This window comes from Mucilaginibacter sp. dw_454, from assembly GCF_018449775.1.
Taxonomy (GTDB): domain Bacteria; phylum Bacteroidota; class Bacteroidia; order Sphingobacteriales; family Sphingobacteriaceae; genus Mucilaginibacter.
In genome coordinates, this window is the sequence record NZ_JAAVVB010000002.1 from 410,967 (window position 1) to 430,314 (window position 19,348).

The window sequence follows — 19,348 nt, forward strand, 5'->3', positions numbered from 1 at the left end:
TTCAAGAGCTATGCCAAGTTAAGGCAATATAAATATAAAGCCCGGGTCGGGTAGATAGTAGCTTGATTATTTGAGATTTACAAAGTTACGGCGTTTTTACTAAATGTGTTTGTTTTTATTGGTAAAGATGAAAAAAAGTCATACTCTTACAACGTTAGGTTTGAGTAAACCAAAGAAATAAAATTGTTATCCGCTTATAATAAAATTGCTGATACACAGTTAATAGTAAACAGTTTGTTTGAAAATTAAACTTTTGATGAGATTACCGGTCTTAATGTCTTTTCTGATTTTTTCGGCTGTTGAGCATGCTGCAGGTCAGAATGCGTACATCAAGTTAGGGCAGCAAGCCTACCTGGAAGGTAATTTTAAAACCGCCATTGCACAGTTAGAGAAAGGCCGTTTAATTGATTCGACCAATGCCAATGCATTGTGGATGCTGGGTTATTCTTATTTCCACAGCGACAATTACGCCAAATCTATTACTGCTTTTACTAAAGAGATAGCAATTGATCCTGCCGACGCACATGCCTATTACTTTCGTGCTAAAGCGCAATGCCGCTTAGGTTTGGATAGCCAGGTGCCTAACGACAAAGAAAAATATTTACTGGGCGCTATTATTGACTTAACTAAAGCTATTTCAATCAATCCTGCCGAAGCCAAGATCACTACGTTTTACCAAAACAGGGGTATAGCTTATAAAGAATATGGTTTTTTCCGGCTAGAGCCAAACAGCCGTTTTTGCGATAAGAATCGTGGTGCCAGCTCATTAAGAGCCGCCATTGCCGATTTTCAGAAAATAATGGATGCTGATAAAAGCCGGGAGGATATTGCAGCACTTATGGATGTCTGCAAAGAAAAACTCGCTACGGTGGTGGGTCACCACTAATTCAAAGCTCCTTTTATAAAATATTTGTTGGTACCCAATAAGCGCACGTGTTGTGTTTTTTTGATGGTATATAACGAGTCGGGGTAGTATGCCAACGCTTCTGTTGTTTGGTACAACATATTTTTACTGTAATTAATTATCATTATCCACTTTATGGTGTTGTTTTTATTGCGGGTAATGGCAATTTCGCGGGTTTTAAGATCGGGCGTTAGCGCTGTATCTATTACGGTGCCATTCTCGCCTTTTACTTCGCCATAACCATCTCGCCAAGCCGGCTTGTTAATGTCCGATTGGATAAACGAGCTCAACTCTAATCCCCAATCATCAATATGCACTTTTTTGGTTTCGGTGGTGTTGTCGTGTTTTACCGTTTTTAAAACAAGGTGGTTTAATTTCTTCAACCTGGCTGTTTCAGCTTTGAAATATCCCTCCAGGTCAAAATACTTTTGCTTAACACCGGTTTGGATATTGTCAGGCTTGCAGGAAGCGAAAAACGCTACTAACACTATAGCAACAACACCTGCTAACCGATAGTAATGCATCCTTAAGAAAAGGCCTGTCCGGTTATGCGGTCGTTGAGCTGAATTGTCTACCATTTATTTATTGTGATTATTTACTGTTGTCATTTCGACTGAAAGGAGAAATCTATACACATGTGTTTATCCTAAAAGCATATATATAGGTTTCTCACTCCGTTCGAAATGACAATTTGAGTTTGGTTTATCTTATCTACACCAACACATGGCCACCCATTTCCTGCGGGATAGTAACACCCAGAATGTGCAGGATAGTTGGTGCAACGTCACCCAGTTTACCGTCTTTTACGGTAGTAACATCTTTATCAATAACGATGCACGGTACCAGGTTGGTGGTATGTGCCGTATTTGGCGAGCCATCTTCGTTAATCATATAGTCAGCATTACCATGGTCTGCCAGGATAATAAATGAGTAACCGTTAGCTAAACCGGCCTCAACAACCTCTTTGGTGCAACGGTCGGCAGTTTCGGCAGCCGTAACTACTGCGCTAAAAACACCGGTGTGGCCAACCATGTCGGTATTGGCAAAGTTAAGTACAATCAAATCAGCCCAACCGCTTTGCAATTCGGGTAAGATGGCGTCACGAATACCTTCGGCGCTCATCTCTGGTTGCAGATCGTAAGTAGCAACTTTTGGCGATGGCACCATCAGGCGTTTTTCGTTAGTAAATTCTTTTTCGCGACCGCCCGAGAAAAAGAAGGTTACGTGTGGATATTTTTCAGTCTCAGCAATCCGGATCTGGTTTTTACCGGCATCCTGAATGATCTCGCCCAGGGTTTTGGTCAGGTCCTCTTTGGTAAATACCACTTTAACGTCTTTAAAAGTTTCGTCATAAGTGGTCATAGTTACGTAATACAAGCTTAACGGATGAAGATTATATTCAGGGAAAGCTTTTTGTGTAAGTGCTACGGTAATTTCGCGGCCCCTGTCTGTACGGAAATTAAAGCAGATCACCACATCGCCTTCTTTAATCACTGCGGTTGGTTGGCCATCGCCATTGGTTTTAACAATGGGTGGCATAAACTCGTCGGTAACATCTTTTAGGTATGATTCTTTGATGGCTTGTGTTATGCTGTCGGTCGGTTCGCCAATGCCATTAACCATCACGTCGTAAGCTTGTTTAACGCGTTCCCAGCGGTTATCGCGGTCCATGGCATAGTAACGGCCAATTGCCGAGGCCAACTTAACAGGCGTACCGGCAATATGATCCTCCAGCTCGGTAATAAAACCCAAACCCGATTTCGGGTCGGTATCACGTCCATCTAAAAAAGCGTGAATAAATACATTGCTTAAGCCTGAAGTAACCGCGGCATCGCAAAGGCCCTTTAAATGTTTGATATGTGAGTGTACACCTCCGTCTGACACCAGGCCGATAAAGTGTACGTCTTTATTGTTTTGTTTAGCGTAGTCGAAAGCGCTTTTTAATACCGGGTTGGTCACCAGCTCATTGTCATCAACCGCTTTATTAATTCGGCCCAGCTCCTGGTATACCGTACGCCCGGCGCCCAGGTTCATGTGGCCCACTTCTGAATTACCCATCTGTCCGTCAGGCAAACCTACGGCCATGCCCGATGCTTCCAGTTTTGAATGAGGATATTTCTCGATTAACGAATCAAAAAATGGCGTTTTAGCAGCCAATATCGCGTTAGACTGGTCGTTGCGGCCGTAACCCCAACCGTCCAATATAATTAATGCAAGTTTCTTTTTATTTTCCACGACGCAAATATAACCGCCATGCGGGATAGATTATAATTTAGTTGGGTTTTGTTATAGCAGACATTTTTGATGTTTATAATAAGTTTCGTATTATTGGGTATGAAAAACCTTATCCTGATTATTTGCATTGCTTTTATAGCTTTTGGCTGTGGAAAGGATAAAACAGTTGATAAATCTCAATACGTAGTGGGGGTTATTCCAGATTTGGTGTCAAATGCAGATGAACCTGTTCTGATTAAATACCGCATTAGCGGCCCAGATATCAAAACCATAGATAATCTGGGCCCGGGTTCAACTATTAATTATATCTACCTCCCCAAAGGAAAATCAACCACCATCACGGTGGCAATTTATGAAGGCCCGCAGCGCTATATTTCGGTGGGGATTTCTAAGGTAGATGACGAAGCACAACCAAGTGAAAATGTTGTTTTTAACCAAATGGCATTAAATCAAATAAGCGCTACATTTACGGTTAAATAGGTTAGCTGCTTTTTATTCTTTTATGTAGCTTTAACCAACCAAATAGCTACATCGTGAAAAAAATTCTGCAGACCCTATTTATACTTTGTGCTTTCTTAAATCAGGCTCATTCTCAAAACCAAAAAGATAACCGTTTACAAATCGCCAATATCGGAGACCTTAAAGTAACCGGTGGTACCATACTCGATTGTAAGATTGGTTACCGTATGTTTGGCAAGCTTAATACCGATAAAAGCAACGCTGTGGTATTCCTGACCTGGTTTGGCGGAGTGTCTGCAAATAATGCCGGTGGCGATACTTTCAGCACGATAGATACCAACCGCTTTTGCCTGATTATTATTGACGCTTTAGGCAATGGTATATCTTCGTCGCCATCAAATAGTGTGAAACAACATGGTACCCGGTTTCCACAAATTTCTATTGCAGATATGGTGGAGAGCCAACACCTGCTGCTTACCCAAAAGTTCGGTATCAAACATGTTAAGGCTATCACTGGTATTTCGATGGGTGGAATACAGACCTTTCAATGGGCGGTAAGCTACCCTGATTTTATGGATCTGCTGGCACCGGTAGTAGGTTCGCCGCAACCTACAGGGTTTGATTTGATGGAGTATACTACTTTTCGCCGGATCATACAGACAGATAGCGATTATAACCATGGCAACTATAAAGTAAATCCACGCATAGTAAATGGCAACTTGTTGGAGGCAATGTTTTTAACTACCCCTACAGAGAAAGCTCGCAGCTATCCGCATGATAAATTCGGCGAATGGCAAAAAAGTGTAGAAAACCAGTCCAGCAATGATTGGAATAATACAGTGTACCAAATGACGGCGGTAATAAACCATGACATTAGCAAGGCCTTCAACGGTTCGATGAAAGAGGCTGCCGCGCATGTTAAGGCAAAGATGCTGATCATATCGTCAAAACAAGATCAAATGGTGAATCCGGCTCCGGCCATCGCGTTTTCAAAATTGCTGCCGGCCAGGCTGGTACTGATTGATAGCGACGCGGGCCACTTAGCCGGTGGTTATGGTGATAGCGATGCCCGTAAAGCCATGGTAGAGATGTTGGGGGGCAACTAACATTTGAAAACGTAGAAGGGATGCATAAGCCTTCATCAAAACTATCACATCCCAAAAAAAGTTATTACTTTTGAACCTTCTAAAAAAATAACTGATTTGGATATAGAACTAATACAGCCGTTTATTGATAACGCCTTAAAAGAGGATGTTGGCGACGGCGATCACACTTCACTGGCAACCATTCCGCCAGATACTATCGGTAAAGCAAAATTATTAGTAAAAGACCATGGCATCATAGCCGGTGTTGAGCTGGCCGAATATATTTTCCACCGCGTAGATAAAAACCTAAAAGTAAATATCTTCATTAAAGACGGCACCGAGGTTAAACCTAAGGATGTTGTTTTAGAAGTTGAAGGTAATGTGATCAGTATATTGACAGCCGAGCGGTTGGTGCTGAATTGTATGCAGCGTATGTCGGGCATTGCTACCAATACAGACCATGTGGTTGATCTGTTAAAAGGTACTAATACCCAGGTTCTGGATACCCGTAAAACCACACCGGGTATGCGTTACCTGGAGAAATGGGCGGTACGTATAGGCGGCGGTGTTAATCATCGGTTTGGCTTGTATGATATGATCCTGATCAAGGACAACCATGTAGATTACTCGGGCGGCATTGCCAGAGCTATTGAAAATGCACATCAGTATATCGAAACGACAGGCAAGAAATTGGCTATCGAGATTGAGGTACGTAACCAGGAAGAGCTGGACGAGGTAATTCAAACAGGCGGGGTTGACCGCATCCTTTTAGACAATTTTAATTTTGCCGACCTTAAGCAAGCCGTTAATATTATTGAAGGACGTTATATTACCGAAGCTTCGGGCGGTATTACCGTTGATAATGTGCGCGAGTACGCAAACTGTGGTGTCGATTATGTTTCTATAGGCGCACTTACCCATTCGGTTAAATGCCTGGATTTGAGTTTAAAAGCAGTCAAGTAAACTGTTGCGATAATTGTCAGCATTTTATCCGGTTACGCTAAATATGAATAAACTTGCTAGTACGCTCATCAATTTTTAATATTGCGTTGATATGATAACCCCTTATTCTCTCTCGGCGCTCATACTTGCTTATCTATTTGGTTCTATCCCAACGGCTGTTTGGATAGGTATGGCGTTTTACGGAATTGATGTTAGAGAATACGGAAGTGGTAATGCAGGGGCAACTAATACTTTCAGGGTATTGGGCAAAAAAGCCGGCATACCTGTAATGCTGCTTGATATTTTGAAAGGATTCACTGCCACCAACCTGGCTTATTTTATCGGGGTTACCACCACCGGTGGTGTAAATTCAAACTCTTATAGCAACTATGCACTTGCCTTGGGCATTGCGGCAGTTATGGGGCACCTTTTTCCAGTATTTGCAGGGTTTAGAGGTGGCAAGGGGATTGCCACTTTATTAGGTATGGTGCTAGCCATACATTTTCATGCTGCGTTGCTTTGCGTAATAGTGTTTATTATCGTATTGCTGATATTCAGATATGTGTCATTAGGCTCTATTTTAGCCGGATTTACTTATTTGATTGGGGTGACATTTATCTTTCCCAGCAACCGATCTGTAGTAATATATGGCATGTGTATGTGCCTGCTGATTTTGGTTACTCACCAGAAAAATATTGAACGCTTGATACGCGGCACCGAGAATAAGGTTAATCTCTTTAAAAAGAAAAAACCGACAGTTATCGACGATAAGTCAACTGCAGAAGATTAATTAAGCGACTGCCCCAAAACTTCTAAAATAGCCTTAGCCTTAAGCAGGCATTCATCGTATTCTTTCTCGGCATCAGCATTATAGGTGATTGCCCCTCCTGTGTGAAAAGATAAGTATTTATCGGTAGTATTATAAAGGAGTGTGCGGATCACCACGTTAAAATCAAAATCATTATTTGGGCTGAAATAGCCTATCGCCCCTGAATAAATGCCGCGTTTGCTACGCTCGTATTTTTCCATCAACTGCATAGAGCGTATTTTAGGCGCCCCCGTCATGCTGCCCATAGGGAAGGTATTTCTGATCGCTTGTACTGCACTGATGCCATCGTTCAATTCACATACTACAGTTGATATCATCTGATGTACCTGGTTAAAAGTATAGATGCCAAATAGCTCTTCTGTTTTTACCGTACCTGGTTTGGCCGAGTGTGTCAAATCATTACGTACCAGGTCGACAATCATTACATTTTCCTGTAACTCTTTAGCATGATGACGTAACTGATCTTTGATAGCTTCGTCCTCTTCCGGTGTTTGGCCGCGTTTTGCTGTGCCTTTAATGGGCTGCGATATCAATTTATCACCACGTTTAGCCAGGAAACGCTCTGGCGAGGCGCAGAGGATATAATTATCCTGCCACTTATAGAATGTACCAAATGGGGTAGGTGATACCCTGCTAAGCTGTAAAAAGGTGGCTACCGGGTCGATATTGGCGTCGTCTGCAAAAAACTCCTGGCAGAAGTTGGTTACGTAGATATCTCCACGGACGATATGATCCTTGATTTGGTTAACGGAATCTACATAATCAGCTTTGCTGAATCTGGCTTGCAGGTTAATATCGTTAGGTTGATAATCCGCTAATATCTGTGAATTAATAGCTTCAAAAGCAGTCTGGACATCATCGCCGATAATTTCCACCAATCCGTTATTAATCAAAATATGATATCGCGGAGCAAAGAAAAATAAATCAGGGAAATGCAGATGATCAGGATTTTTTGAGGATAGTTGCTCGATCTCGTTCTTTAAATCATAGCTGAAAAAGCCTGTTAACCAACCCGGATGCCTTGCCCTGAATTTCTCCAGTTCATCAAATGCCGAGCCGGCGTTTAGCGTTACACTATCCTGAACGCCAGCCGTTATCAACGTATCAAATTTTGAATAAGGGTCATTAAAGCTGTTGGAGTCCAGGTAGGCGCAGACATCAAAACCGGCAGCCCACTGCAGTGCTTTGTGCTTAAATAAATCCAGATCAGTTACCTGTAAAATCACTTGGTAAAGTTACGTAATTGCCTTGTCGAATACTTTGAAAAGAAAAGTCCCGCGGGTGCGGGACTTTTTATGATTTAGTGTAGTACTAAAGTCTGTTTTCTGTCCGGGCCTACCGACAGCCATTTAATGGGTACACCAAGTTCCTTTTCCAGGTAATCAATATATGATTGCAGTTTAGCAGGGATTTCAGATAGCTCGGTAATACCGGTCAAATCTTCCTGCCAGCCATCTATTTCTTTCAATACAGGTACGGCATCCACAGAGCAGATATCGTAAGGCATATAATCTATTTGTTCGCCTAAATAAGTGTAGTGGGTGCAGGCATAGATCTTATCAAAACCGCTCAGTACATCAGCCTTGGTCATTACCATTTGGGTAACGCCGTTAAGCATAATAGCGTATTTTAAAGCCGGCAGATCAATCCAGCCGGTACGGCGCGGGCGACCGGTAGTAGCACCAAATTCATGGCCAATCCTACGCAGTTCTTCACCGGTTTCATCGTTTAACTCGGTAGGGAAGGGGCCACCACCAACACGTGTGCAATAGGCTTTGAAAATACCGATGACATCGCCAATTGTATTAGGCGCAATGCCCAAGCCTGTGCAGGCACCTGCAGAGGTTGTATTTGACGAGGTTACAAAAGGATATGAACCAAAGTCGATATCCAGCATGGTACCCTGTGCGCCTTCGGCTAGTATTTTTTTACCTTTTTTAAGGTAGTCGTTTACAAAATGTTCTGAATCAACCAGCGGGAACTGACGAATCAGTTCGATCGCTTCAAAGAAAGCTGCTTCGCGTTCGCTAAAATCGGCAACTTCGCCATATAATGATTGCAGCATAGATACGTGCTTGTCAACCAGTTTTTGATAGCGTTCTTTAAAGTCAGGCAGGGTTATATCACCAATACGCAAACCGTTACGGCCGGTTTTATCCATATAAGTAGGGCCAATACCTTTTAAAGTCGATCCGATCTTGCCTTCGCCCATTTTCTTTTCAGAAGCAGCGTCAAGCAATTGGTGGGTAGGTAATATCAGGTGTGCTTTTTTAGCGATCAGTAAATTCTTTTTCGCCAGCAGGTCATGTCCGGCATCTTTTAATTTATCGATCTCTCTTTTCAGAGTGATTGGGTCGATAACAACACCGTTACCAATCAGGTTTAATGTGTTATCAAAAAATATACCTGAAGGAATGGTGTTTAGTACAAACTTCTTACCGTCAAACTCCAGTGTGTGGCCGGCATTCGGGCCACCCTGGAAACGGGCAATCAGGTCATAACCTGCGCTCAGTACGTCAACAATTTTTCCTTTTCCTTCATCGCCCCATTGGAGGCCTAATAATACGTCAACAGCCATTAATTTTTTAATCTATTGTAATAATCGTCAAATGCTTTAATTATAGTAGCTTTCACCTGTTCCCAAGTCATCCCCTCCAAGCAATAAGGGTCGACATCATCTTCTGCATCCGTGAAATAAATCACTGACCTAATTACCGCAAAGGTATCATCATAATTATATCTATCATGATAAAATTGAAAAAGATTGTCCAGGGTATAAGTCTCTAATAGTTTTGCCAGGTCCCAGAAGTCTTTTTTAACTCCGCGGCCTTTTATAGCGTTAAGTTTTAATGCTATGATATCTTTGGTGTCAGCAAAGGGGATATTATCAATAACCTGTACCGGATGTAAAAACGGATCGCGCACAGACACGAAATCAACCTTTACATTTTGAATAATACATTGATAAATAGACGGGCTTCTATCATTGATAGTAACTATATTTCCAAAAGAATCTCTTAAAGCTTCGATTAAATTCTCTTTATCGATAGTTTGGTCAGTGAAAAAATCGAGATCGATTGATTTGCGATGTCCAAAAAGAAGAGATAATGCTGTACCGCCAACTAACCTGAATTGTTTAAGTTCAGGCAAAGCAACAATATTTTTTAGAAGTTCCAGTGTTGATGATTCAACTGTTTCTTCTCGTAACATTTAAAATCGGTCGGTTTAATTTTAAAAAGAGTACAACAAAAGTTTATGCTGATGTCTGATAGCCATAACGCCTGCTGAGCTAGTTGTTTTACCCTCTCAAAGCCGTAATAAGCTAATAGAGTTTCAAAATCTTCAGCTTTGCCTCTTTCAATCACTTTTTCAACGACAAATCGCGCGTTCTTTTCGTAATCGATATTATCCATATCGACATCCCAAAATGCTTGTTTGCTTATTGCAGGTTTATTCATACTCTAAACTTTTCTATCGCAAAAGCCCTCTTTTAGTTTTTCACAATTACCATAAAGATTTAAAGAGTGGTGTTTGATGTCGAATTTTAACAAGCTGCCCATCATGCTTTGAATCTGCTGAATGCGCGGATCGCAAAACTCAACTACCTTACCACAATCCAGACAAATAATGTGATCATGCTGCTTGTAGCCGTATGATTTCTCAAACTGTGCCATGTTTTTACCAAACTGGTGTTTGGTCACCAAATCGCATGATACCAGCAATTCTAACGTGTTATAAACCGTAGCGCGGCTAACTCGGTATTTTTTATTTTTCATGTGGATATAAAGAGATTCCACATCAAAATGGTCACTGCGTGAGTATATTTCTTCTAATATGGCAAAGCGCTCAGGGGTTTTACGCAAAGCTTTATTTTCAAGGTAAGCCTCGAAAATCTTTTTAACCATATCTATAGTTTCCTGTTGGGACATACTGTTTTATTGAAGTATCAAAGGTAGCGATTAGAATCAAGAATTAAGAGCCAAGATTCAAGACCTAAATCTGTTAAATGTCAATTATTAGACTTGAAAAGCAAAAATCAAGAGTTGAAAGAACAGACAATTTTTTGATAAACTATAGTCTTGACTCTTGATTCTTGGCTCTTGTTTCTAACTTAAGACGCTTTATCAATGGCATCAAAACGAGCTACCGAAGTAATTCCGTTTACGGTTTTTAGACGTTTGATCAGGTTGTCTAAGTGTTCGGTGTCATTTACGTAAACCATGATAGAGCCTTCAAAGATGCCGTTATCGCTGTCGACTGTGATAGAACGCATATTTACTTTAAAGTCGTGCGAGATAACGGTGGTTAGACGATTAATCAGACCTACATCATCAATGCCGGTAATACGCAGACCGGTTAAGAAAGCCAGTTCCTGCTGGTTCGTCCACCTGGCCTTTACTACACGATAACCATAATTAGCCATTAGCTTAGTAGCGTTGGGGCAATTGGTTCGATGGATCTTGATACCATCGCTAACCGTAATGAAACCAAATACATCATCGCCGGGGATAGGATTACAGCAAGCAGCCAGCTTATAGTCAATTTTCTGCATATCCTCGCCAATAAGCAGTATGTCGCTGTCTTTAGCTTTGATATTACGCAGCAAACCTTGTAATTGCTCGTTATCAATCTTATCCTGTGGCTTGTTCTCAACCACTTTTTCAGATAACTGATACTCCTTCAGATCTTTCATGTCGATCAATCCTTTGGCGACATTAAAGAACAAATCCTGCGTTGATGGCAGTTTAAAGAAATAGCTGATCTTATGGATATTTTCGGAGTTATAAGTGATCTTTAACGATTTTAACTTACGCTCCAAAATCTCTTTACCGTCTTCGGCAATCTTACGCTTTTCTTCTTTAAGTGCCGATTTGATCTTGGCTTTAGCTTTCGCGGTTACCACAAAACTCAGCCAGTCCTCTTTAGGTACCTGCTTGCTCGAAGTGATAACTTCTACCTGGTCGCCGTTTTGCAGTTTGTAGCTTAATGGTACCAGTTTATGATTAACCTTGGCGCCAATACAGCTTGCACCTACATCGGTGTGAATCTCAAAAGCAAAATCGAGCGCTGTGGCATTTAAAGGCAGTTGAATAAGCGCGCCTTTAGGCGTAAAAATGAAAATCTCGTCAGAGAATAAATTCATCTTGAAATCATCCAGAAACTCTAGTGCGTTTGAGTCGGGGTTTTTCAGCATATCTCGTACCTTTTGTACCCACTGGTCAAGGCCGCTATCGGTCGATGATTCCTTATATTTCCAATGCGCTGCGAAACCTTTTTCGGCAATCTCATTCATGCGTTTAGTACGGATCTGTACTTCAACCCATTGGCCACGCGGCCCCATTACTGTGGTGTGCAGTGACTCATAGCCATTTGCCTTTGGCGACGAGATCCAGTCGCGCAGGCGGTCCGGATTAGGGCGATAAAGGTCTGTTACTATCGAGTACGCTTTCCAGCAGTCCGCTTTTTCGTTTTCAGGTGTGCTGTCCAGAATTACACGGATGGCAAAAAGATCATACACTTCCTCAAACGGAACAGACTTTTTCTTCATCTTGTTCCAGATGGAATGGATAGATTTCGGTCTGCCGAACAAATCGGCTTCCAAACCCTGTGCCGATAAAACTTTTTTTACCGGCTCAATAAAATCACGTATAAATTTCTCGCGCTCGGTCTTTTTCTCGTTAAGTTTATTTTTAATGAATTGGTAAGTTTCCCGTTCCATGTATTTCATAGACAGGTCTTCCATTTCAGACTTTATAGCATACAAACCCAGGCGGTGAGCCAGCGGCGCGTACAGGTAAATTGTTTCTGAAGATATTTTTAACTGCTTGTCGCGCGGCATAAACTCCATGGTACGCATGTTATGCAGGCGGTCGGCCAGTTTGATCAAGATCACCCTAACATCGTCTGCCAGAGTAAGCAGCATCTTTCTAAAGTTCTCGGCTTGCAAAGAGCTGTTGGTATCAAATACACCCGATATTTTGGTAAGGCCGTCAATGATCTTGGCCACTTTTTTACCAAATTCCTGTTCAATGTCATCAAGCGTTACATCGGTATCTTCAACAACATCGTGCAGCAAGGCGCATACAATTGAAGTAGTACCCAGGCCAATTTCTTCGGCAGCTATCTGGGCAACGGCAATAGGGTGGTATATATAGGGTTCGCCACTTTTACGGCGCATATCTTTATGGCTCTCTAATGCCATGTCAAAGGCCTTGCGTATCATGCGTTTGTCGCCCTTTTGCAGGGTCGATTTACTTGCACGCAACAATGCCCGATATCGCTTTAGTATCTCGGTCTTCTCGGCTTCCAGGTCAATTACTAATTCTTTCATTTATAAGGCTGTATCAGCACACATCATTAACACACAATAAATAATAAAATTGCAGGTTATTATGGGATGCAAAAAAAAATTGCATTAATTTTGTATTAGGTAAATTTATGAAATTATTTGGGCTTTTAATAGGGTTTTGCTGCTTGGTGGGTACTGTTTGTGCCCAATCACGTCCTCCTTTACCTGTAACTGGCAAAAATGATACCATTAAGACCTATGTAACTATTCTTGATGGCGAGATGGTGCCCTGGGTTGTTGTGCCCGAGGTTATCATACGCGCATCGCGGATATTTAAGACCGATGCCGACCGCCGTGCCTATAATTTATTGCGTTATAATGTGAGTAAAGTTATACCGTATGCCCACTATGCCGGCGACAGGTATCGTAAACTACAACGCGACCTGGCCTTAACCGGTGATAAAGACAAACAAAAAGCCTTGATTGAAAACTGTAATACAGAGATCAAGAACATGTTTAATAAAAACATCAAAGACCTGACAATTAGTCAGGGTGAAATTTTGATCAAGTTAATCAATCGCGAAACTGATGTGACTACCTATGCTGTGGTAAAAGAGCTAAAAGGATCATTCAACGCATTTTGGATGAACGGGCTTGCACATGTTTTTGGGCATGATTTAAAAGAGACCTACGATCGTGATGAGCAACGCGATATTGAATCAATACTGCAAGAGTTCAATTATGACGCTTACAAACCAGCGTCCTACTAAATAATGAGCGATAAAACAATCTACCCATTTCAAGCCCACAAAATTTCGGGCGATGAAATCAATTTGTCAGAATATAAAAACAAAGTACTGCTGATAGTTAACACGGCATCTCAATGCGGATTTACACCGCAATTAAAAGATCTGGTTGCGTTAAAAACAGAATTTTCTGATCAGGATTTTGAAATACTGGCTTTTCCATCAAACGATTTTGGCGGGCAGGAGCCTTTAGAAGGCGAAGCTATAGCTGCTTTTTGCGAGAACTACGGGTCGAATTTCCCGGTGTTTGATAAGATACGGGTGCGTGGGCCGTATGCCGATCCGCTATATCAATTTTTTGCAGATAAGAAGCAGAATGGTAAAATAAGCTCGGTACCACGCTGGAACTTTCATAAATTCCTGATCAACAGAAAAGGGGAGGTTACAGACTTTTATTATCCGTTTACCAATCCAACATCTTCAAAAATTAAGAAAAAGATCAATAAGCTTTTAGCTGCCGATCAATAAATCATCCACAGAAAAAATGCTTAAATTAGATATATTGGTTTTAGCCGTACACCCTGACGATGCCGAGTTGGGGTGTGGGGGTACCATATTAAAACATATTGCCTCAGGTAAAAAAGTAGGTATTGTTGACTTAACCCGTGGCGAGTTAGGAACACGCGGCTCGGCCGAGATCCGGGATAAAGAAGCTGCCGCCGCCGCCGAAATATTGGGCTTAGCTGTGCGTGAAAACCTGGCTATACCCGATGGCTTTTTTGAAAACACTAAAGAATATCAGCTTAAAGTAATTGAAGCCATTCGCAAATTTCAACCTGAACTCATAATTGGCAATGCTTATCATGACCGCCATCCTGATCATGGCCGGGCCTGTAAGCTGATAACTGATTCGGTTTTCTTATCCGGCTTGCGCAAAATAGAAACTTACCAGGATGGCCAGTTACAAGAACCATGGCGCCCTGAATTACTGCTTCATTTTATACAAGATATGTATATAGAACCCGATATCGTGATAGACGTGACGGAGCATTGGGACAAAAAACTGGAAAGCATTTTTGCTTACGGATCGCAATTTCATAATCCCGAATGGGGGGACGAACCACAAACCTACATTTCGTCGCCCGAATTTATTGCAGTGGTTGAGAGCCGCGCCCGCGAATTTGGCAAAGCAATCCATGTAAAATTTGCAGAAGGCTTTACATCCCGCAAAATTTTAGGTGTAGATAATTTGTTTGATCTGAAGTAGATTTTTTAGTCCATGGTCGATGGTCCATAGACCATGGTTGTTTGTGATCAGCTAAAATAATCGTCGCCAAATAGCCACTATCGACTATGGTCCATGGACTATTAACCCTTAAATCGCTACGTACTCAAAACGATTATTATCGTGGTTACGCTGGCGAATAAGCTTGTTTTCTTTTGCCAGTTTTAACAAGATGCCGGACAATTCAGATGTTTTAAAGTCAGAATTGAAATGCTCTTTGCAGTAATCTGCTATACTGGATATAGAATGTGGCGCTTTAAAGAAATCTGTATTTAATAACTGATTCAGTATTTTGGTGGCTCCCGGTTTTTTACGGCTTATGGCATTACTGTAAACACCATTGTCGCCAGACTTTATTTTGGTTGCTTTCTTTTGTAAAAACTCCAAACCTTCTGCATCTCCTCTTTCAAACTCAATCATTGCATCTAACAGCTTGTCGACAACTTTTACCTGAACGGCTTCTGATTGGAATGCATTTACAACCTCTGATATTTCTATCAATTGTTTCTTCAGTTTTTCAATGGGTTTGCTCATGATATATTATAGGCTACGGTGAATGTATTATTCCGGAAAAAGGTAACAGCGCAATACTAGGGGAGATATTATTCTGTTGACAGAAATAGTGATAATAGATGTTAACGCAAACATACGATTATAGTATAGTTTGCCTAAAATAATTGTCGGGATACAACTAAAAACCGCTACTTGTAGCGAAATTATTACATTATAGCTTTTTAATAATATCTGCCAGGATATTTAATCCCTCGTCGATATTATTTTTTTCGATAATAAGTGCCGGCCTGAAACGGATAGTGCTGGTACCACACCCCAGGAACATTACGTCCCTTTCCATACCCATGCGGATAAAATTATCGCGCGTTGTTTTGTCGGCAAAATCAAAGGCAGTGAGCAGGCCCTTACCGCGCACATTACCTATCACCTGGTTGTCGTTGGCTATTTTTAATAATTGCTCCTGTAGATATTGACCGGTCTCCGCAGCCTTTGCACAAAGCCCATCTTCTTCGACAATCTCCAATATTTTTGATGATCGTACCATATCCACCAAACTCCCACCCCAGGTTGAATTAATGCGCGATGACACATTGAATACGTTATGCTCAACTTCGTCTACCCGCCGGCTGGCCAGTATACCGCAAACCTGCATCTTTTTGCCAAAAGCTATAATGTCTGGCCGGGCCTTCTCGCCAAAATGCTCGTGACACCAAAATTTGCCAGATAAAGCTACGCCGGTTTGCACTTCGTCGTAAATCAATAAAGCCTCATTCTCGTCAGCCAGTACACGTAACTGCTCCATAAATTCTTTGCGGGCATGATTGTCGCCGCCTTCTGCTTGTACTGGCTCAACAATAATGGCGCAGATATCGTCTTTGTTGTCGATGAATGCCTGTTTTATTTGGGCGATGGATTTTTCCTCGCGCGCAATCAGGTCGGCCAGATTAGCATCCGTCAGCGGAAATCTAATAGCTGGGAACGACACCCGTGGCCAGTCAAACTTAGCGTACCACTTGGTTTTAACGGGCAGGGTATTGGTTAAACTCATGGTATAGCCTGAGCGGCCATGAAAGGCATTTTCAAAATGCAAAATTTTCGTGCCTTTTTCGATAGTGTATCCTTTGGCAAAGTTCTTTTGCACCTTCCAGTCCATCGCTGTTTTCAGGGCGTTTTCTATCGCTAGTGTCCCACCGGATATAAAGAAGGCATGCGGCAAATAATCAGGAATGCCTATGCGCTCAAAGGTTTGCACAAATTGCGCGTATTGCTCGGTATAAATGTCAGAGTTAGATGGATTGGTGAGCGCAGCCAGCATCAGGCTTTTCTTGAATGCTTCGTCGTTTAGCATCTTTGGATGATTATAACCCAGAGGCACCGATGCAAAGCAAGTGAAAAAGTCCAGCAGTGTACGTTTATTCTTCGAATCGTAAATATGTACGCCCTGACTTTTCTCCATATCGAAAGTAAGGTCGAAGCCATCGGCCAGTACATGTTTGTTTAATGATTCGATAACATTTTCGGGGGCGACAGATAGCTTATACATACAATTACGCTTTTATCAAATTTAATAAAAAGCCCCTGAAATAGCTAATAAAGCGGTTTTTGAACCCATGCGTCAAAATCAGGGTTTAAATTGTTTAAACCTTGTTTTTGTACCGATGCCGGGTTTGGTATTAAAATCTTTTTTGTCGAAGAGTATTGAAAGCGACAGAAATCACCCAAAAAAGAACGGCCTTGTGGATTTAATTGCTAAATCCACAAGGCCGTTACATGGTTAATTGCTTATCTATTTCTTGTCGTTAAGATTCGGCAAATCTGTTTTGCCTTTTAAATGTTTTTCAAGGTATTGAAACTCTGTATTGGCGATCAATACATAACTAGCCAAATCGTAAGCCGCACCGTGTGCTCCTTTAGGGAAGATTCGTAAATCAACATCTTTGCCCGCCGTAATAAATGCGGTAAGCAATTGCATGGTATTAGCAGGGTGCACATTGTCATCGCTCATTGAATGGATCACCAGCAAATGATCCTTTAAGTTAGCAGCATGCGAAAGTGTCGAGGTTTCTTCGTAACCTTTGGCATTTTCTTTAGCCAGGCCCATATAGCGCTCGGTATAGATATTATCATACAAACGCCAATCGGTTACTGCCGAATTAGCTATGCCGGCGGTAAATACCCCCGGATGGTTCAATAGTGTAAAAATGGTTGAGTAACCGCCATAGCTGGTACCCATTATCGCTATTTTGCCTTTATCGACATACGGCAGTGTATTCATGTATTGTGCTGTTTCGGCAAAGTCGGCGCTTTCATATTTGCCCAATTGTTTGTAGCCGATCTTTAAGAATGCGCTACCGTAGTTGGATATACCACGGTTGTTTACATCAACCACAATGTAACCGTTTTGAGCCAGCCATTGCTGCCAGCCGTTCGCCGAAAATTTATTGTAAAACGAGTGTGATTCCGGACCGCCGTAGACGGTAAACACAACCGGGTATTTCTTTGCCGGATCAAAATCAAACGGCTTGATCATATAGGCGTCCAACGTAGTGCCGTCGCCGGTTTTTACTTTAAATGGCTCGGGTGCAGAATATGCGTGGTTGTTCAAGTAGGTAGTTACTGCTTTATTATCCTCCAGCATCTTTAACGCTTTACCCGTATTGTCAAACAAGCCAACATGCAGCGGCGTAGTGATATTACTGTAACGGTCTATAAAGTACCTCGTATCCGGCGACATATCTATATTATGAAAACCATCTACGTCGCTGATCTTTTTCTTTCCGCTGCCATCAAAATTGATACTGTAAAGCTCCTGTGATAATCCTGATGTTTCGGCAGATGAATAATAGATGCTTTGCGTTTTCGCACTAATGCCTTCCACTTTAATCATATCCCAATCGCCTTTGGTTACCTGGTTAATCAGTTTGCCATCGTAGTTATAACGGTAAATGTGGTAGTAACCAGAGCGATCTGAAACCCAGAAAAACTCCTTAGTTTTTTCGGGGAAGTAGATCATGTCATTCACGTTGGTATAAAAATCAAATACCGCCACCCAGGCATTGTTCTTTTCATCCAATACTACGTGGTGTTCGCCGGTTTTAACGTTGAAGAAATAAAGCTTCATGTGATTTTGCTCGCGGTTAAGCGTCATCATAGCCAATACGTCAGGGTTGCTGGTCCAATAGATCCGCGGGATATAGAAATCACCAGTTTCGTCAGGCTTTAACCAGATCTTCTTGCCGGTATTTACATCAACCACGCCAATGCGTACACTTGGGTTTGGATCACCCACCTGTGGTATGTTGATGTGGACAATGTCGGGATGCTGACCTTCATAATTGGTCATTTCAAAATCGGGTACCTTATGCTCGTCAAACTGCCAATAGGCGATATATTTATTATCGGGCGACCAGTTCCAGGCTTGCGGCTGGCCAAACTCTTCCTCGTAAACCCAATCATAATGGCCGTTAAAAATGCCTTTATCGCCGGTGGCGTCGTTGGTTAACTGTTTTTCTTTACCAGTGGTAAAGTCATACACGTACATATTGCCTTTACGCTCAATGCCAACTTTTTTGCCGTTTGGCGATAGTTCGGCGGTGCGCGCATCTTTAGCAGCCTGTTTTAGTTGCTTGCTTTGCAGGTTGTATACATAGTAATCTGATATGCCCGATTTACGGTAAATAGGTCTGAAATTAGATTGAAATACGAGGTTCTTTGAGTCATGCGACCACTGGAAAGAATCGTAAGCGAACGGGTTCTTGGTTCCCGGGAAGGTCAGCCCTTTTTTGTCAAAGATCAACTCGTCTTTCAAAGTGGCAGGCTCCATGGAACGAATCTCTTCACCGGCGATGTAAGAGTATTTTTGGCCATCGTTGATCCAGTTTACACTAGCCGGGCCTTGTTTGCCGCTTAGCTTACCTGCCCCAAATAGTGCATCGGTTAGATTGCTGTATTGTGTCTTGTTTTGTGCCTCTGCGGCGGTGGTGAAAATGCTCAATGATATGAGCGCGACGCACAAATATTGTGCATGAGTTTTGTTCATAGTTCAGTCAATTTGCCTAAAG

19 protein-coding genes are annotated in these 19,348 nt (G+C 41.9%); 8 read left to right on the forward strand and 11 right to left on the reverse strand.

The genetic code is table 11. From position 1 onward, the window contains the following. Positions 1-274 precede the first annotated feature (274 nt). Positions 275-886 (forward strand): tetratricopeptide repeat protein, encoded by a 612-nt coding sequence (locus tag HB679_RS09000; protein WP_214071630.1) that lies wholly within the window; start codon positions 275-277, stop codon positions 884-886. On the opposite strand, the gene HB679_RS09005 is transcribed toward HB679_RS09000, so the two are convergent. After that, positions 883-1,482: a hypothetical protein gene (locus HB679_RS09005; RefSeq protein ID WP_214071631.1), complete on the reverse strand. Its 600-nt coding sequence runs from the start codon at positions 1,480-1,482 to the stop codon at positions 883-885. The genes HB679_RS09000 and HB679_RS09005 overlap by 4 nt on opposite strands. Before the next feature lie 133 nt (positions 1,483-1,615). Further along, a complete protein-coding gene (gene gpmI, locus HB679_RS09010) occupies positions 1,616-3,139 on the reverse strand; it encodes a 2,3-bisphosphoglycerate-independent phosphoglycerate mutase (protein WP_214071632.1) in 1,524 nt (507 codons plus the stop codon). 99 nt (positions 3,140-3,238) lie between these two features. Here gpmI and HB679_RS09015 point away from each other — a divergent pair, with 99 nt between their 5' ends. The 4 genes from HB679_RS09015 (at position 3,239) to plsY (ending at position 6,415) form a co-directional block, all read left to right on the forward strand. After that, positions 3,239-3,619, forward strand: coding sequence for a hypothetical protein (locus HB679_RS09015; RefSeq protein ID WP_214071633.1), 381 nt, complete (start codon positions 3,239-3,241; stop codon positions 3,617-3,619). 53 nt (positions 3,620-3,672) lie between these two features. Next, complete coding sequence (locus tag HB679_RS09020; protein WP_214071634.1) at positions 3,673-4,704, forward strand: alpha/beta fold hydrolase; 1,032 nt, start codon at positions 3,673-3,675, stop codon at positions 4,702-4,704. Between the two features lie 96 nt (positions 4,705-4,800). Beyond that, positions 4,801-5,646: a carboxylating nicotinate-nucleotide diphosphorylase gene (gene nadC, locus HB679_RS09025; protein WP_214071635.1), complete on the forward strand. Its 846-nt coding sequence runs from the start codon at positions 4,801-4,803 to the stop codon at positions 5,644-5,646. Positions 5,647-5,737: 91 nt separating this feature from the next. Continuing rightward, positions 5,738-6,415, forward strand: coding sequence for a glycerol-3-phosphate 1-O-acyltransferase PlsY (gene plsY, locus HB679_RS09030; RefSeq protein WP_214071636.1), 678 nt, complete (start codon positions 5,738-5,740; stop codon positions 6,413-6,415). Here plsY and HB679_RS09035 read toward each other — a convergent pair. The 6 genes from HB679_RS09035 to HB679_RS09060 all read right to left on the reverse strand — a co-directional run bounded on the left by HB679_RS09035 (position 6,412) and on the right by HB679_RS09060 (position 12,785). Further along, a complete protein-coding gene (locus HB679_RS09035) occupies positions 6,412-7,680 on the reverse strand; it encodes an anthranilate synthase component I family protein (RefSeq protein ID WP_346345142.1) in 1,269 nt (422 codons plus the stop codon). The genes plsY and HB679_RS09035 overlap by 4 nt on opposite strands. A 74-nt stretch (positions 7,681-7,754) precedes the next feature. After that, a complete protein-coding gene (locus HB679_RS09040; protein WP_214071637.1) occupies positions 7,755-9,032 on the reverse strand; it encodes an adenylosuccinate synthase in 1,278 nt (425 codons plus the stop codon). Beyond that, on the reverse strand, positions 9,032-9,664 hold the full coding sequence (locus HB679_RS09045; protein ID WP_214071638.1) for a nucleotidyl transferase AbiEii/AbiGii toxin family protein: 633 nt from the start codon (positions 9,662-9,664) through the stop codon (positions 9,032-9,034). The genes HB679_RS09040 and HB679_RS09045 overlap by 1 nt, the downstream gene beginning before the upstream one ends. Then, the gene (locus HB679_RS09050; protein ID WP_214071639.1) at positions 9,619-9,912 is read right to left on the reverse strand and encodes a hypothetical protein; all 294 of its coding nucleotides are present in this window, start codon (positions 9,910-9,912) and stop codon (positions 9,619-9,621) included. The genes HB679_RS09045 and HB679_RS09050 overlap by 46 nt, the downstream gene beginning before the upstream one ends. Positions 9,913-9,915: 3 nt before the next feature. Next, positions 9,916-10,383 (reverse strand): transcriptional repressor, encoded by a 468-nt coding sequence (locus HB679_RS09055; protein WP_214071640.1) that lies wholly within the window; start codon positions 10,381-10,383, stop codon positions 9,916-9,918. Between the two features lie 182 nt (positions 10,384-10,565). After that, the gene (locus HB679_RS09060) at positions 10,566-12,785 is read right to left on the reverse strand and encodes a bifunctional (p)ppGpp synthetase/guanosine-3',5'-bis(diphosphate) 3'-pyrophosphohydrolase (RefSeq protein WP_214071641.1); all 2,220 of its coding nucleotides are present in this window, start codon (positions 12,783-12,785) and stop codon (positions 10,566-10,568) included. A 107-nt stretch (positions 12,786-12,892) separates the two neighbouring features. On the opposite strand from HB679_RS09060, the gene HB679_RS09065 reads away from it, so the two are divergent. From HB679_RS09065 to bshB1, 3 genes are read left to right on the forward strand one after another with little or no spacing between them, the layout of a single operon-like run. Beyond that, positions 12,893-13,513: a DUF4294 domain-containing protein gene (locus tag HB679_RS09065; protein WP_214071642.1), complete on the forward strand. Its 621-nt coding sequence runs from the start codon at positions 12,893-12,895 to the stop codon at positions 13,511-13,513. A gap of 3 nt (positions 13,514-13,516) precedes the next feature. Continuing rightward, a complete protein-coding gene (locus HB679_RS09070) occupies positions 13,517-14,017 on the forward strand; it encodes a glutathione peroxidase (protein WP_214071643.1) in 501 nt (166 codons plus the stop codon). A gap of 16 nt (positions 14,018-14,033) precedes the next feature. Next, positions 14,034-14,756, forward strand: a complete 723-nt coding sequence (gene bshB1 / locus HB679_RS09075; RefSeq protein WP_214071644.1) for a bacillithiol biosynthesis deacetylase BshB1 — start codon at positions 14,034-14,036, stop codon at positions 14,754-14,756. A gap of 108 nt (positions 14,757-14,864) precedes the next feature. Here bshB1 and HB679_RS09080 read toward each other — a convergent pair whose 3' ends face one another. The 3 genes from HB679_RS09080 to HB679_RS09090 all read right to left on the reverse strand — a co-directional run bounded on the left by HB679_RS09080 (position 14,865) and on the right by HB679_RS09090 (position 19,326). Next, entirely contained in the window at positions 14,865-15,308 is a 444-nt protein-coding gene (locus tag HB679_RS09080; protein ID WP_214071645.1) for a hypothetical protein, read from the reverse strand. Positions 15,309-15,498: 190 nt separating this feature from the next. Next, a complete protein-coding gene (gene lat / locus HB679_RS09085; RefSeq protein ID WP_214071646.1) occupies positions 15,499-16,830 on the reverse strand; it encodes an L-lysine 6-transaminase in 1,332 nt (443 codons plus the stop codon). Positions 16,831-17,073: 243 nt separating this feature from the next. Then, positions 17,074-19,326: a S9 family peptidase gene (locus HB679_RS09090; protein WP_214071647.1), complete on the reverse strand. Its 2,253-nt coding sequence runs from the start codon at positions 19,324-19,326 to the stop codon at positions 17,074-17,076. Positions 19,327-19,348: the final 22 nt, after the last annotated feature.